Raw genomic sequence first — 15,870 nt, 5'->3', positions numbered from 1 at the left:
ACTTTGTATATGTGCTTTTCGATCAACTCAGATCACTTATTATATTATCAAAATAAATATAAAAGGTCAAACTAGAAAATGCTTTCATAGCTTAATTATCAGCATTTTTTAATCCATCTTTTTGCATTTTTCGTAGTACTTCATATTGCTTTTTTAAGCTAGTTTCAATTTTGGAATTACCTTTTGGATCAAAATATTGTGTTCCCATTAAATTGCTTGGAAGGTATTGTTGAGGCACCCAATCACCAGAATAATTATGCGGGTATATATAGTTATTACCATGACCTAATCGGTTAGCGCCTTTATAGTGGGCATCTTTCAAATCATCTGGAATACTGTCGATGTGTTTATGTTTAACATCATTAAGCGCATGATCAATAGCCGTTATCGCGCTGTTACTTTTTGGAGATAATGCAAGTTCGATAACTGCGTTGGCGAGAGGTATACGAGCTTCTGGAAGACCTAATTGTTGCGCTGCCATAATAGCAGTAACTGCATGTTGACAAGAAGCGGGATTTGCTAGACTAATATCTTCATAGGCAATTACCATTAGGCGACGACAAATTGAAATCAAATCCCCTGATTCAATTAACCGTGCTAGATAATGTAAAGCAGCATCAGTATCAGATCCTCTAATTGATTTTTGCAAGGCTGAGATTAGGTCATAATGTCCATCACCATTTGCATCAAAATTTTGGCTTTTCATTTGAATGGAATCTGCCATTTGTGTTTTATCAATAAGAATCTTATCAGTGTTTTGACCTTGATCAAGCAACTCTTGCTTGGTTGATAATACAGCTAATTCTAAGCTATTTAATGTAGCACGTAAGTCACCATTGCCCTTTTCAATTAACATTTGTCTTGCTGTGTCAGTTAATTCAACATTATATTGTCCTAGACCTTGCTCTTTGTCGTTGATAGCACGATTAATTGCAATATCGATATCATATTTAGATAAAGGTTTTAATTCAAAAATTTGAGTTCGAGATCTAATAGCAGGTGAGATTGCGATATATGGATTTTCTGTAGTTGCACCAATTAATATTACTTGTCCTGATTCAAGTAGGGGTAATAGAAAGTCTTGTTTTGTTTTATCTAAGCGATGAATTTCATCTAATAACAAAATAACGGTACCACTCATTTTGCCTTCCAGTGCAACTTGTTGTAAATCTTTTTTAGTATCTACTGCGGCATTTAACATACGAAACGCATATTTAGTTGATCCAGCAATTGCACTTGCAATACTAGTTTTACCAATTCCTGGTGGACCATATAAAATCATCGAAGATAAAAGTTTTGCTTCAACCATTCTACGAATAATTTTTCCAGAACCAACAAGATGCTGTTGGCCAACTATTTCATCTAAGTTTTTTGGCCTCATTCTATAAGCTAATGGTTTCATAATTGATCACCTCTTGTGAAATAAGTTATACCAAAAACCATGTTGTTTTTTTGTGGGTGCATTTAATTTATCTGTAGGCAATAAAGGTGGATATACTTGATTAATTTCAATTCTTGGCTGATTAATTGCAGTAGCAGACACAACTAAAATTCCAGTTGCATCTGGTTTATTTTGAGCTGTTTGATCACTAATTAATGTAAAAGGTATATTATCTTTACTACAATCTGACATTACTTTATTAATAAATGCTGATTGAGGCATATTTGCATTTATTAAAATAGAGTAGGGAACATAATCTGACATATGAGATAAAAATAAATTTTGTAGTTTTAAATTAGCAGTTTGTTCAACAGTCATTCTTAAATAAGTACGTTCTCTCAATGATCCTAAAAATCTTCTGCGTTCATCGGGCTTTGTTTTTAAGTTGATACCTTTTGCGGCTTTTTCGGTTCTTTTTTCTAAATTTTCTACCATATTATTCCTTTAATATAAATAAAAAGCCTTCCACAAAATTGTGAAAGGCTTTTTTTGAAAGAAAACGCAAATATTAAAGAAGTTTGTTGTAGTATTCAACAACTAGAGCTTCATTGATACCTGGTTCCATTTCGTCACGTTCTGGGAAACGAACTAAAGTACCAGTCATCTTATTATCATCAAATGATACAAATGATGGGCGCCCAGTAGTTGCTTCCAAAGCGTCTTTAACTTGTTGTAAGTTCTTTGATTTTTCCTTCAAACTAATTTCTTGACCAACTTTAACTTCATAAGAAGGAATATCAACACGCTTACCATCAACCATGATGTGACCGTGGTTAACTAATTGTCTAGCTTGTTCTCTTGTAGTAGCTAATCCTAAGCGATAAACAATATTGTCTAAACGACGTTCAAGCAAGATCATAAAGTTAATACCATGTTCGCCTTCACGAATTTTACCTGCGCGAACAAATAAGTTTCTAAATTGACGTTCATTCAATCCAAACATCCAACGTAATTTTTGCTTTTCGTGTAATTGTGTACCATATTCTGACAAACGACCACGAGCATTAGGTCCATGTTGACCTGGTGCATAATTACGACGACTTAATTCCTTACCTGTACCTGAAAGTGAAATTCCTAAACGTCTTGAACGTTTCCAACTAGGTCCTGTATATCTTGACATAAAAATCCTCCATTAAAAATATAATTGATGGAGTAAAATATCTGACATAAATCCTCCAATCGTGCATCTCAATTTGTAATTTTCACTCTTTGCAGCATAGTTACTAATTCACTTGACGTATTAAGATGTTGACGAGCTTTTTGATTTATTGCTGCAAATATTTTACACGCACATAATTATAGGGATATTGTTTTAAAAAAGCAAGGATTATGGAACATAATTAACCAAATAGATACATTTTTATTAATATAGTCTGCTATAATTAACTTAATTGGAGGGTCAATATGTCATCAATGCAATCAGTGTTTATCATAGTAATTATTATTGCTTTGGCAATAGTTGCTTTAATGATTTACTTTAATCGAAAACAATTACATCAGTTAAGTAATTTTGAAAAACAAATTAATAGTTTATCTGACTTACAAATAAAAAATGATATTTTTAAACTTGAAAAAATGGATCTTGCTGGCGAGAGTTTGGCAACATTTAAAAAATGGAAAAAAGTATATGAATCTATTACTCATCAGATTCCTAAACTGCAAGACCAACTTGCTAAGGCTTCAGATGATAATACACGCTATAGTGTGTTTAAAGCAAGAAAAGAAATTGCAATTATCGGAAATAAAATTATTCAATTAATTAAAGATCTAAGCGATACAAGACAGGTCATAAATGAATTACTGACCTCTAATAAAGATAATCAAGCTGAATTTGAAACTTTAAATACTAATTATCGTAAAATAAGAAAACAAATTTTGGCTAATTCATTTGAATATGGTGATGCTATTGATAAGATTGAAACTAATTTATCTCAAATGGAAGATAATTTTCAAGCTTCTAAAAACTTATCAGCACAAGGTGATTATGTTGAATCAAAAAGAACATTATCAAAAATAAAAACTGCTCTTAAAGATTTAACTGATAAATTGCCAAAAATAAAAGCAGAACATCATGAATTGAAACAAGTATATCCAGATCAATTAAGTGAATTAGCCAGCACATATAAACAGATGCTGAAAGATAATTATGCAGTTAAAGAAATTGATATCTTTGAAGAAATTAAAAATATCAATGAAGAAATAGATAAAAGTTTGTCGGCATTGCATAATTTGAATACTTCAACAGTTGAGCAAAAAAACCAACAAATTGCTAAACAAATAGATTCATTGTATGACGTGATGACAAAGGAATTTAAGGCAAGAAAATTTGTTGAAAAAAATCAAGAAAAAGTCGCAAAAGTATTGCAAAAATTAACTAAATCATCACACCAAATAGTTGAAAAATTAGAACATATTGACCAAAGTTATCAATTAAATCATGGCGAATTACAAGAAAGCGAAAAACTTGAATCAGAAGTTGCTTCAATGAAGAAAAACTATGATAAAGATATTCAAGCAATGCAAATAGGACAAGGTGTGTATTCTGAAATTAAAGATCAATGGTTGCGTACATTAGCGAGATTGAACAATATTGAAGCAAGACAAAAACAATTATCTGATAGTGTAGATGGGTTATACGAAGCAGAAGACATTGCTAATGAATCACTTAGTCATTTCAAGCAAGAAGTTGCATTGATTTATCGTAGATTGCAGAGACGTCATTTACCAGGAAATTCTGAATCATTTGTTCAAATGTATACACTTGTAGTGAATGAAATCCGTCATGCTTCGGATGAGCTAAGTCAAGTTCGAATTAATATGGAAAAAATATCAGAAGAGATGATCCAAATATCAGACGATGTTGCAAGGTTAAAAAAAGAAGCAGATCAAATTATTAATTCTGCAAATTTGATGGAATTAACAATGCAATATTCTAATAAGTATACTAATGATGAACAAATACGACGTGCTCGTCGATCTGCTATGGATTTATATAATAAAGCATATAATTATAAAGATGCTCTAGATACTATCGCAGCCGCGGTAGAACGAGTGGAACCTGGGAGCTATCAGAGATTAGAAAACAGCTATTATGCAGAAAAAAATCATCAAGAAACAGAAGACCAAGGATAATTATGAGTATAATAAATTGCTGAAATTTGAAATTTAAGCTAAAATTTAAACGTTCATTTAACGACCAAAATCTTTTGGCCGTTTTTTAAAGGGGTTTTTAATAGTGATATATTTTGATAACAGTGCAACTACTCAAATAAATCCTGGTGCATTGCAAACATATAATAAAGTGGTTTCTGAATTTTGGGGTAATCCATCTAGTCTTCATAAATTAGGTGATAAATCTCATCAATTATTAGAAGCTTCTAGAAGACAAATCGCACGATTGATTAATGTAAATCCAGATGAAATATATTTTACTTCTGGAGGGACTGAATCAGACAATTGGGCAATTAAGGGAACGGCTATTGCTAAACGTGAATTTGGTAAACACATTATTACAAGTAGTGTTGAACACGCAGCTGTTGCAAATAGTGTCAGATCATTAGAAAATTTAGGCTATAAAGTGACTGTATTGCCTGTTAATAATAAAGGATTTATAAATCCTAATGATCTGAAAAATGCTTTGGATAAAGATACTATTTTAGTTTCTATTATGGGTGTAAATAACGAAATTGGCAGTATCCAACCTATTGAAAAAATTGGTGAAATCTTAGAAAATTATCCAACTATACACTTTCATGTTGATAATGTTCAAGCTCTTGGAAAGGGAATTTGGGACAAAGTATATTCACCAAGAGTTGATTTAATGAGCTTTTCAGCACATAAATTTCATGCTCCTAGAGGAATTGGATTTTTATACAAAAAAAGAGGCCGCTACATTGCTCCATTGCATGATGGAGGTGGCCAAGAAAAAGGGATGCGATCTGGTACTGAAAATTTACCCGCAATTGCTGGTATGGCAAAAGCATTGCGCTTGTATCTTGAAAATGAAGCAGATAATGCAGAAAAGCAAAAAGTAATAAAAAGCAGAATTATTAATTATTTGCAAGATAAACCGGGGATAACAATTTTTTCACAAGATAGTGATGGTTTTGCGCCACATATTTTGTGTTTTTCGCTAAAAGGTATTCGTGGAGAAACACTAGTGCATACTTTAGAAGAACAGGATATTTTTGTATCTACTACAAGCGCATGTTCATCACGCTCGAGTTCAGAAAGTGGAACTCTTAATGCAATGCATATTGATGAAAAAATTGCTACAAGTGCAATTAGACTAAGCTTTGATGAAAAAAACACACTAGATGAAGCTGATCAATTCATTGCAACTTTTGATAAAATTTATAAACACTTTGCTGAAATTAATCATTTAGCATAGGAAGGAATTATAGATAATTAATGAAATATACTGAAATAATGGTTCGTTATGGTGAGTTATCTACCAAGGGTAAAAATCGTAAAGATTTTATTGGTAGATTAGCTGGAAATGTAACTCGAGTATTAAAAGATTTTCCAGAAGTAAAAATTCGTCCAAAACACGACAGGATGCATATTGTATTAAATGGTGCACCTTTTGAAGAAATTGATAAAAGATTAAAATTAGTTTTTGGAATTCAAACTTATTCTCCAACTATTAGAATAGAAAAAAATTTAGATGTTATTAAAAAAACTGCTTTAGAAATAATGCAGGCAACTTTTAAACCAGGTATGACATTTAAAGTTAACACTAGACGTTCAGATCATAATTTTGAATATGATACTAATCAATTAAACTTGATGATTGGAAATTATTTATTTGCGAATATTGATCATTTAAAAGCTGAAATGAAACACCCTGACTTAGTTTTAAGAATCGAAGTTAGACAGGATGCAATATATATTTCTAATCAGTTATTACATGGAATTGGTGGAATGCCAGTAGGTACTGCTGGAAAAGCTATCATGATGTTATCTGGGGGTATTGATTCACCTGTTGCTTCATATCTTGCAATGAAGCGCGGAGTAGACATTGAAATGGTACATTTTTTCAGTCCACCATATACCTCTGAAAAAGCACTGGCAAAGGCAAAAGAATTAACTTCAATTTTATCCCAATATGCTGGTAAAATTAACTTTATAGCGGTTCCGTTCGCTGAAATCCAAGAAACTATTAAGCAAAAAGTTCCAGAAGGCTATTTGATGACTGTACAAAGAAGATTCATGTTGCAATTAGCTGATTTAATTAGAGCAAAAAGAAATGCTTTGGCAATTTTTAATGGTGAATCTGTAGGTCAAGTTGCTTCTCAAACATTAGAATCAATGGTCGCAATTAATGATGTAACTACAACGCCTGTTATCAGACCAGTAGCTACAATGGATAAGACTGAAATTATTTCTTTGGCTGAAAAAATAGGTACCTTTGATTTGTCTATTATGCCTTTTGAAGATTGTTGTACTATTTTTGCACCACCAAGGCCAAAAACTAAACCAAGACTTGATAAAGCTCGTCAATATCAAGAAATGCTTGATGTAAAAGGATTATTGCAAAGAGCAATGGCTGGAATTGAAATTACTCCAATATATACAGATCAGAAATTTATTGATAATCCTATTAATCTTGATAGTGACTTGTTGTAATGATGCGATTAGATAAATATTTGTCCAATATGAATTTTGGGTCAAGATCTCAAGTAAAAGAGTTAATTAAAGCTGGCGATGTCATGGTTAATGACAAAGTTGTAAATAATGGTAAAGAAAAAGTAAATGAAGATGATGTAGTAATAGTTGATGGTAAAAAAATCAATTATCAAAAATATCATTACTTTTTATTAAATAAACCACAAGGTGTTATCAGTGCAACTGAAGATTCAAAACAAAAAACAGTATTAGATTTATTAAATATAAAAGATAGATATAAGGGTTTAGCTCCAGTTGGTAGATTAGATAAAGATACAACAGGATTATTGTTGTTAACCAATGATGGACAATTAAATCATGATTTACTGTCACCTAAAAAACATGTCGATAAAGTTTACATGGCAAGAATTGAGGGTATAGTAACTGCTGCTATAGTTCAAAAATTTATTCAAGGACTTGTATTGAGTGATAAAACAAAGCTAAAACCTGCTAAATTAGAAGTTTTATTTGTGGATGGTATTCATAATGAAAGCATTGTTAAAATTACTATTAGTGAAGGAAAATATCATCAAGTTAAGAGAATGTTTTTAACTGTTAATATGAAAGTTTTAGAACTAGATCGTATTCAAATGGGAAATTTAAAATTAGATCAAAATTTAAAACAAGGTCAATATCGTGAATTGAGCTTAGCTGAAATTAAGAAAATTTAGAAAAATAGCTTATCTATAAAATTCATGATATAATGCATTCACAAGCAATAGCTAAGAGGTAGTATTTATTAATTACAGAGATGAGATCATTAGCTGAAAGATTTCACAAAGAATACTTGGTAGCTTAGCTGCTAAATAATTGAACAATATAAGTAAATTATTTCGTTAGACTACGTTACAGCTAATAAGAGAAGCAAGTGCTTAACTTAGGTGGTACCGCGGTTTAATGAATCGTCCTAGACAAATTAGTCTGGGACTTTTTTTATGGAAGGAAATAATAATGACAGATTTAGCACCTAAATATAACCCTAATGAGGTTGAAAAGGGTCGATATCAAAAATGGTTGGATGAAGGATTATTTAAGCCTTCAAATGATAAAACTACTAAACCATATTCAATTGTAACTCCTCCACCTAATGTAACTGGAAAGTTGCATTTAGGTCATGCATGGGATACAGCAATTCAAGATACTTTGATTAGATTTAAGAGAATGCAAGGGTATGATACATTATTTTTACCAGGGATGGATCATGCTGGAATTGCTACCCAAGCTAAAGTTGAAGAAAAATTACGTGCTCAAGGTAAAGACCGTCATGAAATGGGTCGTGAAAAGTTTGTTCAACAAGTCTGGGACTGGAAAGATGAATATGCAAATATTATCAAAAGTCAATGGTCTAAAATGGGATTGTCATTTGATTATGATCGTGAACGTTTTACATTAGATGATGGATTATCAAAAGCAGTTAGAAAAGTATTTGTCCAATTATATAAGGAAGGCTTAATTTATCGTGATGAATATATCATTAACTGGGATCCTAAATTGGAAACCGCTTTAAGTGACATTGAAGTTATTCATAAAGATGATAATGGTGCTTTTTATCATATTAAATATCCATTTGCTGATGGATCTGGCTTTGTAGAAATTGCGACTACTAGACCTGAAACTATGTTTGGCGACACTGCTGTTGCAGTAGCGCTAGGTGATAAGAGATATAAGGCTTTGGTTGGCAAAGAATTAATTTTGCCATTAGTTGGACGCCATATTCCGATTATTCAAGACCAACATGTTGATCCTGAATTTGGAACAGGTCTTGTAAAAATTACGCCAGCCCATGATCCAAATGACTTTTTAGTTGGTAATCGTCATAACTTGAAGAGAATTAATGTTATGAATGATAATGGTACTATGAATCAAGAAGCTGGTAAATATGCTGGTATGGATCGATTTGAAGCTCGTAAAGCCTTAGTTGAAGACTTGAAAAAGCAAGGCTATTTAATTAAAGTAGAGCCGATTGTTCACTCTGTAGGACATTCTGAACGAAGCGGGGTACAAGTAGAACCACGTCTTTCAACACAATGGTTTGTTAAGATGAAGCCTTTGGCTGAAAAAGCCTTGCAAAATCAAAAGACAAATGATCGTGTAAACTTCATTCCAGAAAGATTTGAACATACATTTGAACAATGGATGGAAAATGTTCATGATTGGGTTATTTCTCGTCAATTGTGGTGGGGTCATCGAATTCCAGCTTGGTATAACAAACAAACTGGTGAAGTTTATGTTGGTGAACATGCGCCAAAAGATATTGAGAATTGGAAGCAAGATCCAGATGTTTTAGACACTTGGTTTTCTAGTGCATTGTGGCCTTTTTCTACTTTAGGGTGGCCTAATGTTGATGATCCAGACTATAAGCGCTATTTCCCAACAAATACTTTAGTTACCGGTTATGATTTAATATTCTTCTGGGTATCTAGAATGATTTTCCAAAGTTTACATTTTACAGGTAAGAGACCATTTAATGATGTAGTTTTACATGGATTAATTCGTGATGAACAAGGACGTAAGATGTCTAAGTCTCTTGGTAATGGTATTGACCCAATGGATGTTATTGGCAAATATGGCGCAGACTCATTGCGTTGGTTTTTGTTAAATGGTACTGCTCCTGGGCAAGACACTCGTTTTAGCTATACTAAGATGGATGCTGCTTGGAACTTCATTAATAAGATTTGGAATGCAAGTCGTTTTGTAATTATGAATTTGCCAGATAATGCTAAGCCTGCCACTAAACCAAAAGCTTCTGAGTTTGATTTAGCTGATTCATGGATTTTTGATAGATTAAATGATACTGTCAGTCAAGTAAATAGATTATTTGATGAATATCAATTTGGTGAAGCTGGACGAATTTTGTACAACTTTATTTGGAATGATTTTTGTGATTGGTACATTGAAATTACTAAAGTTGCATTAAATGGTGATGATGCAGATTTAAAGGCTAAAAAACAAAATAATTTACTTTGGATTTTAGATCAAATTTTGCGCTTATTGCATCCAATAATGCCGTTTGTTACTGAAAAATTATGGTTATCAATGCCACATATTGGTGAAAGTTTAGTTATTGCGAAATATCCAACAGTTCATGATGAATTTAATGATCACGTTGCTGATCAAAATATGAAGTTTTTGATTGAAATAATTAAAGCAGTTAGAAATATTCGTATGGAGGTTAATGCACCAATGAGCTCTAAAATAGATATTTTAATTCAATTAGATAATGCTGCAAATAAAGAAATTTTACTTGATAATAAAGATTTTGTTGAAAACTTTTTGCATCCGAAGGAATTAATAGTTGATACTAAAGTTGCAGCTCCTAAATTAGCAAAAACTGCTGTTATTCCAGGTGCACAAATTTATGTTCCATTGGCTGAATTGGTTGATTTAGATCAAGAAATTGCTAAGATGGAACAAGAAAAGAAACGCTTGGAATCGGAAGTAGCTCGTGGTAATAAAAAATTATCAAATCAAGGATTTGTTAAAAACGCACCACAACAAGTTATTGATAAAGAAAAAGCAAAGCTTGAAGATTATCAAAGTCAATTAAAAGCAATCGTAGATCGAATTGCTGAATTAGAGAAACAAAAATAAACAATGAAATTCAATAATAAAGCTGAGTTCGTAGATTATCTATATCATCTTCCTAAACTGCATGAAAAAAATGATTTGACTTATATTAAGAAAGTTTTGTCGAAATTAGATGATCCTCAAAATAAAGTAAGAACAATTCATGTTACTGGAACTAATGGTAAAGGCTCTACTTCATATTATTTGAGTAATTTGTTGCAAAGGGCAGGTCTAACCACCGGCCTTTTTGTATCCCCATATATTGAAAGGTTCAATGAAAGAATCCAAATAAATGGACATGATATCCCTGATCACGAATTACTTAAAATTGCTAACATAGTTGAGCAAGCAATTGATGAAATAAAAATTGAAGATCCGCAATTTAGTTTAGTAACTTTTGAATATGAAGTAACTATATGTTTTTATTATTTTGCTCAAAAAAAAGTAGACTATGCTGTAATTGAAGTTGGGATAGGGGCTAGACATGACAAAACAAATGTTATTACTCCTGAAGTTAGTATAATTACTAGCGTTGGGCTAGATCATGAAAAAATAATTGGCCCTAATCTATCAGATATTGCCTATGAAAAAGCTGGTATTATTAAATGTCATACACCAGTTGTATTAGGAAATATTCCTGCAAAGATTCAGCCAATAATCAAAGAAGTTGCAATCAAACAGCATGCGTCTATATATCAATTAGGTAAAGATTTTAGCGTTGAGATAAATGAGCAGCAGATAATTTATCATGGTCAAAAAATGCTAACTTTTGCACATCGACCATTAGTTGAAGCATATGATATTGCAATGGCTATAAAAACTATAGAAATACTTAACATAAAATTAACTAACAATATGATAAAATTATCAATTGATCATACTGTGATTCCAGGACGCTATCAAATATTGCAAACAAATCCTATGATAATTGCTGATGGAGCACATAATATTCAAGCTATGCAGAATTTACTTAGGGAAGTTAGGAAGATTAAGCATCATAAGATTTATTTTTTGATCGCAATGATGAAAGATAAAGATATTAAGCAAGTTTTAGATTTATTTAAAACTGAACATGTTTATTTAACAACTTTAAGTATGCCACGAGCAGCTGATGAAAATGACTTTAAAAAGATAATTGGACAAAAATACCCTTATTATGATAACTATATAGCTGCCTTTAAAGAAATCACGCATAAAATGAATAAAAATGATATTCTTGTTATATCAGGTTCATTTTATCTTGTAAGCAAAATCCTAACTGCCAAAAAAGAGGATACATTATGAAAATAGCAGGCATTGATAACGATATAACAGGTGCAATTTTTGATATGGATGGTTTATTAGTTAATACTGAAAAGTTATATTGGCTAGCAAATATTCAGGCTGCAAAAGAAGCGCATTTAAATATTCCAGAAGATAGTTATTTGAAATTGATTGGTGTTTCTGTTAGCAAATTTCAAGCATTTTATCTTAAATATTTCAAAACTTCAGCTCAAAGGAATGCATTTATTAAGCGGACAGATGATTTAGTGTGGCACTGGATTGAACAAGGCAAAGTTCATTTACGACCAGGAATTATTCAAGTTCTGCAATTATTTGAAGAGAATCATTTGAAAATGGCTATTGCTTCAAGTAATTATAAAAAAGTAATAAATAAAGTTTTGCAAGCTACAAAAATTCAATCTTATTTTGACTTTATATTGAGTTATTCAGATGTACAAGCAGGTCATATCAAAGCAAAACCTGCGCCAGATATTTATTTGTTAGCGGCTAAAAAAATAAAGATTCCAAAGAAGAATTTATTAGTATTTGAAGATTCACCAACTGGTGTAATGGCAGCAAAAAATGCAGGTATTAAATGTGTGATGGTTCCTGATTTGAAGCGACCCACACAAGTTGATAGGCAAAATGCTACATTAATTGTTAATAGTTTTTTTGATTTTATAAGTAAAAATATTCAATAAAAGTCGTAATTAAATATTGGGGGGGAACAAATATATGTATTTTAAAAAATCCAATCAATATTTAGTCAAAACTGATTTTGAATTGTTGCAGGAATTAGCTGATAACTTAGCTGCTAAAAATATAACTAATTTTTCAAAATTATTAGCAACTCTAGAAAAATTAAAATTAACAGATTTTACACAAGTATTTGATTATATCAATGGTGATAGTTGCACAGATGAATTAACCATTATAACTAAAAAAGTTCTTGATCGTCTGCAAAATGTGCATACGTCTAGAATTGATCAGTATATATCAAGTAAACAAGTTGGTAATTATTTAATAAATAAGTATAGAGGGATAAAACAAGAAAAATTTTTAGTTTTATATTTAGATACAAAAAATAAAATCATTGCTGAAAAGAAAGTATTTCAAGGTACATTAGATAAAACGGTTGCTCATCCAAGAGATATATTCCATTGGGCAGTTGTTTATCACGCATCAAGGTTTGTTGTCGCACATAATCATCCTAGTGGAGATATAGAACCATCAATGAGAGATATTGAGTTTAGTAGACAGCTAGATGAAGCTGGTGAAATGATGGGAATAGAGTGCTTGGACAATATGATTATCGGAAGTGAAAAGTATTTAAGTTTTAAAGAAGCTAGTATATTTTAAAGGCTTCCTAAAAATTTCTTGATTTAAAGCGTTGGTACATACTTGTGTGCTATAATAAGCAAAGATTTATCAGACCACAATTTAAGGAGAGATATCCGTGTTTGGATTAGGATCAAAAAATATAGGGATTGACTTAGGAACAGCAAATACATTAGTTTATATGGAAGGCAAAGGAATTGTTTTAAGAGAACCTTCTGTTGTTGCTAAAAATACTCAAACTGGAGATATTATTGCTGTAGGCTCAGAGGCACGAGAAATGATAGGACGTACTCCTGGATCAATTAAAGCAATACGTCCAATGAAAGATGGAGTTATAGCAGATTATGATACTACAGCAGCAATGCTTAAGTACTTTATGGAAAAAACTGTAGGTAATTCAAAACCTGCTGTCATGATTTGCGTTCCATCAGGAGTAACTGAAGTTGAAAAAAGAGCTGTTATAGATGCAGCACGTGTTGCAGGAGCTCGAGAAGCATATGTTATTGAAGAACCATTTGCTGCAGCTATTGGTGCAGGACTTCCAGTAATGGATCCAACTGGATCTATGGTTGTTGATATTGGTGGGGGAACTACAGATGTTGCAACAATTTCATTAGGTGGGATTGTATCATCACGCTCTACTAGACAAGCTGGAGATCAGTTTAATAGTGCGATAGCAAATTATATCCATCAAAACTTTAACTTGTTAATTGGTGAAAGAACTGCTGAAAATATTAAAATTCAAATTGGTAGTGCATCAATTGAAAAAGCTAAAGAAATTGAATCAATGAACATTAGAGGGCGTGATTTGGTTACTGGATTGCCAAAATCTATTGAAGTACAAGCAGTTGATGTTGCAAAATCCATTCAAGAGGTTGTTCAAGATATTATTGTGGCAATTAAAGAAACTTTAGAAGAAACTTCACCTGAAATTGCTGCAGATGTTATCGATCATGGAATTGTTTTAACTGGTGGAGGAGCATTACTAAAGAATTTACCTGAGGTAGTTTCCGATGCAACTAAAGTTCCTGTATTTATCGCTCAAGATCCACTTGATTGTGTTGCTATTGGTACCGGAGAATCTCTGAAAAATATTGAAGTAATGCGTCGAGGACGTAAATAATCAGAACCGGTTAAAGACCGGTTCTTTATTTTTGGAGATAGCTAATGAAAAAATTTCTACAGAATAAAAGATTATTAACTGTTATAGGTTCAGTATTCCTATTTTTATTGTTAATTGGTGGATCCGTTTCGCTCAGAAATAGAAAAAATACGCCATCATTTATTACTGTAATGGGTAATGATATTGTGTCTTGGGCAAGTCGAGCAGTAGATTGGCCTTTTAGATTAATGGCTGATGGAGTTAATAATATAAGTGATTTAACTAATGCTGAAAATGAAAATAATTATTTAAAAAAGCAAGTTGATGATCTTGCTCAAACAAAGGCGAAAAATTCTAGTTTAGAAAGTGAAAATAAGCAATTAAAGTCAGCGGCTAAATTGCAAAACACTCTTACTACTTATAATATTGTTAATGCAAGTGTAATTTCACGAGCTCCAGATACTTGGTCTGATTTACTAGTTATCGATAAAGGATCTAACTCTGGGATTGCAAAAAATATGGCTGTAATGTGTGAAGGTGGAGTAATAGGTAGAGTATTACAAGTAAGTCGAACTTCTGCCAAAGTTGAATTGATTACTACGACTGATCAATCAGCTAATAGATTTGCAGTTCAAGCAGATGCTAAAGGTGGAGATAAAGTTCACGGTATTATTACTGTAAATAACAACACTAATGGACTCGCATTTACACAAGTGGTTGACAGCAAAAAGCTAAAAAAAGGCACACGTGTATATACTAGTGGAATGGGTGGACGTTCACCTAAAGGATTATTGATAGGTACTGTAGCTCAAACAACTAAGGATACATTTGGGTTGTCTGATTTAATTGAAATCACGCCAGCAGGTAATTTAAATAATCCATCAATAGTCTCAGTTATAGAAAGAAAGGTAGAAAATTAATGACCGTTTTTAAAAAATGGGCAATGGCAATAGCTTTGTTTATTACTTTATTAGTTGATGGGTCATTAAGTGCTACTATTCATCCATTACTTTCTCATGGAACATTTAAATCTAGCTGTTGGTTACTTACAATTGCAATAATTATGATAGGCTTAATTGATGATACAAATATAAATGAAATATGGCTTGCTTTAGCAATGGGTATTATCGCTGACATGTATTATATAGGATTTTTTGGTATATATACTGTAGGTTTTCCTATATTATGTTGGCTTAGCCAAAAAATAGCTCGATATTTACCTGAACTATTTTGGGTTAGATTAATTGTAACTATTATCTTATATATTTTGTTAAATATATATGTTTGGTTAATAATGAATGCGGTAAATGTCATAACTATTTCATCATCTAGTTTGTTTATCAGTTTGTTAGCTAATGCATTATGGTGCCTTTTATTTACGATAATTACATATCCACTATGGTATTGGATTGCACAAAAATATCCTTTCTTAGTTAACTTAGACGCATATAAATAATCACAAAAAAGCATAGCTGGTTAAAGCTACGCCTTT

The 15,870-nt window shown here is 31.8% G+C and carries 14 protein-coding genes; 11 read left to right on the top strand and 3 right to left on the bottom strand.

Annotated features, from left to right (window positions below; all coding sequences use genetic code 11):
- Positions 1-91: 91 nt before the first annotated feature.
- The 3 genes from AC38BG_RS06280 to rpsD all read right to left on the bottom strand — a co-directional run bounded on the left by AC38BG_RS06280 (position 92) and on the right by rpsD (position 2,561).
- Positions 92-1,402 (bottom strand): replication-associated recombination protein A, encoded by a 1,311-nt coding sequence (locus tag AC38BG_RS06280; protein WP_489937011.1) that lies wholly within the window; start codon positions 1,400-1,402, stop codon positions 92-94.
- Between the two features lie 6 nt (positions 1,403-1,408).
- Complete coding sequence (locus tag AC38BG_RS06275) at positions 1,409-1,876, bottom strand: DUF1694 domain-containing protein (RefSeq protein WP_489937010.1); 468 nt, start codon at positions 1,874-1,876, stop codon at positions 1,409-1,411.
- A gap of 73 nt (positions 1,877-1,949) precedes the next feature.
- Positions 1,950-2,561: a 30S ribosomal protein S4 gene (gene rpsD, locus AC38BG_RS06270; protein ID WP_489937009.1), complete on the bottom strand. Its 612-nt coding sequence runs from the start codon at positions 2,559-2,561 to the stop codon at positions 1,950-1,952.
- Positions 2,562-2,845: 284 nt separating this feature from the next.
- Between rpsD and ezrA the strand changes: the two genes are divergently transcribed.
- From ezrA to mreD, 11 genes are all read left to right on the top strand, one after another.
- Positions 2,846-4,573, top strand: a complete 1,728-nt coding sequence (gene ezrA / locus AC38BG_RS06265) for a septation ring formation regulator EzrA (protein WP_489937008.1) — start codon at positions 2,846-2,848, stop codon at positions 4,571-4,573.
- 103 nt (positions 4,574-4,676) lie between these two features.
- Positions 4,677-5,831, top strand: coding sequence for a cysteine desulfurase family protein (locus AC38BG_RS06260; protein WP_489937007.1), 1,155 nt, complete (start codon positions 4,677-4,679; stop codon positions 5,829-5,831).
- A 20-nt stretch (positions 5,832-5,851) separates the two neighbouring features.
- Positions 5,852-7,069 (top strand): tRNA uracil 4-sulfurtransferase ThiI, encoded by a 1,218-nt coding sequence (gene thiI / locus AC38BG_RS06255; protein WP_489937006.1) that lies wholly within the window; start codon positions 5,852-5,854, stop codon positions 7,067-7,069.
- 2 nt (positions 7,070-7,071) lie between these two features.
- Positions 7,072-7,779, top strand: a complete 708-nt coding sequence (locus tag AC38BG_RS06250; protein WP_489937851.1) for a pseudouridine synthase — start codon at positions 7,072-7,074, stop codon at positions 7,777-7,779.
- Between the two features lie 280 nt (positions 7,780-8,059).
- Positions 8,060-10,699 carry a valine--tRNA ligase gene (locus tag AC38BG_RS06245; protein WP_489937005.1) on the top strand — a complete coding sequence of 880 codons (2,640 nt, stop codon included), beginning with the start codon at positions 8,060-8,062 and terminating at the stop codon, positions 10,697-10,699.
- A gap of 3 nt (positions 10,700-10,702) precedes the next feature.
- Complete coding sequence (locus AC38BG_RS06240) at positions 10,703-11,959, top strand: bifunctional folylpolyglutamate synthase/dihydrofolate synthase (protein ID WP_489937004.1); 1,257 nt, start codon at positions 10,703-10,705, stop codon at positions 11,957-11,959.
- Positions 11,956-12,639 (top strand): HAD family hydrolase, encoded by a 684-nt coding sequence (locus tag AC38BG_RS06235; RefSeq protein WP_489937003.1) that lies wholly within the window; start codon positions 11,956-11,958, stop codon positions 12,637-12,639. The genes AC38BG_RS06240 and AC38BG_RS06235 overlap by 4 nt, the downstream gene beginning before the upstream one ends.
- A gap of 34 nt (positions 12,640-12,673) precedes the next feature.
- Positions 12,674-13,297 carry a JAB domain-containing protein gene (locus AC38BG_RS06230; RefSeq protein WP_489937002.1) on the top strand — a complete coding sequence of 208 codons (624 nt, stop codon included), beginning with the start codon at positions 12,674-12,676 and terminating at the stop codon, positions 13,295-13,297.
- Between the two features lie 97 nt (positions 13,298-13,394).
- Entirely contained in the window at positions 13,395-14,399 is a 1,005-nt protein-coding gene (locus tag AC38BG_RS06225; RefSeq protein WP_489937001.1) for a rod shape-determining protein, read from the top strand.
- Positions 14,400-14,443: 44 nt separating this feature from the next.
- On the top strand, positions 14,444-15,298 hold the full coding sequence (mreC, locus tag AC38BG_RS06220; protein WP_489937000.1) for a rod shape-determining protein MreC: 855 nt from the start codon (positions 14,444-14,446) through the stop codon (positions 15,296-15,298).
- Positions 15,298-15,834 (top strand): rod shape-determining protein MreD, encoded by a 537-nt coding sequence (gene mreD / locus AC38BG_RS06215; RefSeq protein ID WP_489936999.1) that lies wholly within the window; start codon positions 15,298-15,300, stop codon positions 15,832-15,834. Before mreC ends, mreD begins: the two co-directional genes overlap by 1 nt.
- Positions 15,835-15,870: the final 36 nt, after the last annotated feature.

The organism is Lactobacillus sp. M44, assembly GCF_058130005.1.
Note: the sequence above shows the minus strand (reverse complement) of the source record. Positions and strands in the feature narration are given on the sequence as shown.

Excerpts from the sequence above, each read along its gene's own strand:
- rpsD (WP_489937009.1), bottom strand. The coding sequence starts at position 2,561 with ATGTCAAGATATACAGGACCTAGTTGGAAACGTTCAAGACGTTTAGGA.
- AC38BG_RS06275 (WP_489937010.1), bottom strand. The coding sequence starts at position 1,876 with ATGGTAGAAAATTTAGAAAAAAGAACCGAAAAAGCCGCAAAAGGTATC.
- AC38BG_RS06235 (WP_489937003.1), top strand. The coding sequence starts at position 11,956 with ATGAAAATAGCAGGCATTGATAACGATATAACAGGTGCAATTTTTGAT.
- AC38BG_RS06230 (WP_489937002.1), top strand. The coding sequence starts at position 12,674 with ATGTATTTTAAAAAATCCAATCAATATTTAGTCAAAACTGATTTTGAA.
- AC38BG_RS06240 (WP_489937004.1), top strand. The coding sequence starts at position 10,703 with ATGAAATTCAATAATAAAGCTGAGTTCGTAGATTATCTATATCATCTT.
- thiI (WP_489937006.1), top strand. The coding sequence starts at position 5,852 with ATGAAATATACTGAAATAATGGTTCGTTATGGTGAGTTATCTACCAAG.
- AC38BG_RS06245 (WP_489937005.1), top strand. The coding sequence starts at position 8,060 with ATGACAGATTTAGCACCTAAATATAACCCTAATGAGGTTGAAAAGGGT.
- mreC (WP_489937000.1), top strand. The coding sequence starts at position 14,444 with ATGAAAAAATTTCTACAGAATAAAAGATTATTAACTGTTATAGGTTCA.
- AC38BG_RS06280 (WP_489937011.1), bottom strand. The coding sequence starts at position 1,402 with ATGAAACCATTAGCTTATAGAATGAGGCCAAAAAACTTAGATGAAATA.
- AC38BG_RS06250 (WP_489937851.1), top strand. The coding sequence starts at position 7,072 with ATGCGATTAGATAAATATTTGTCCAATATGAATTTTGGGTCAAGATCT.
- mreD (WP_489936999.1), top strand. The coding sequence starts at position 15,298 with ATGACCGTTTTTAAAAAATGGGCAATGGCAATAGCTTTGTTTATTACT.
- ezrA (WP_489937008.1), top strand. The coding sequence starts at position 2,846 with ATGTCATCAATGCAATCAGTGTTTATCATAGTAATTATTATTGCTTTG.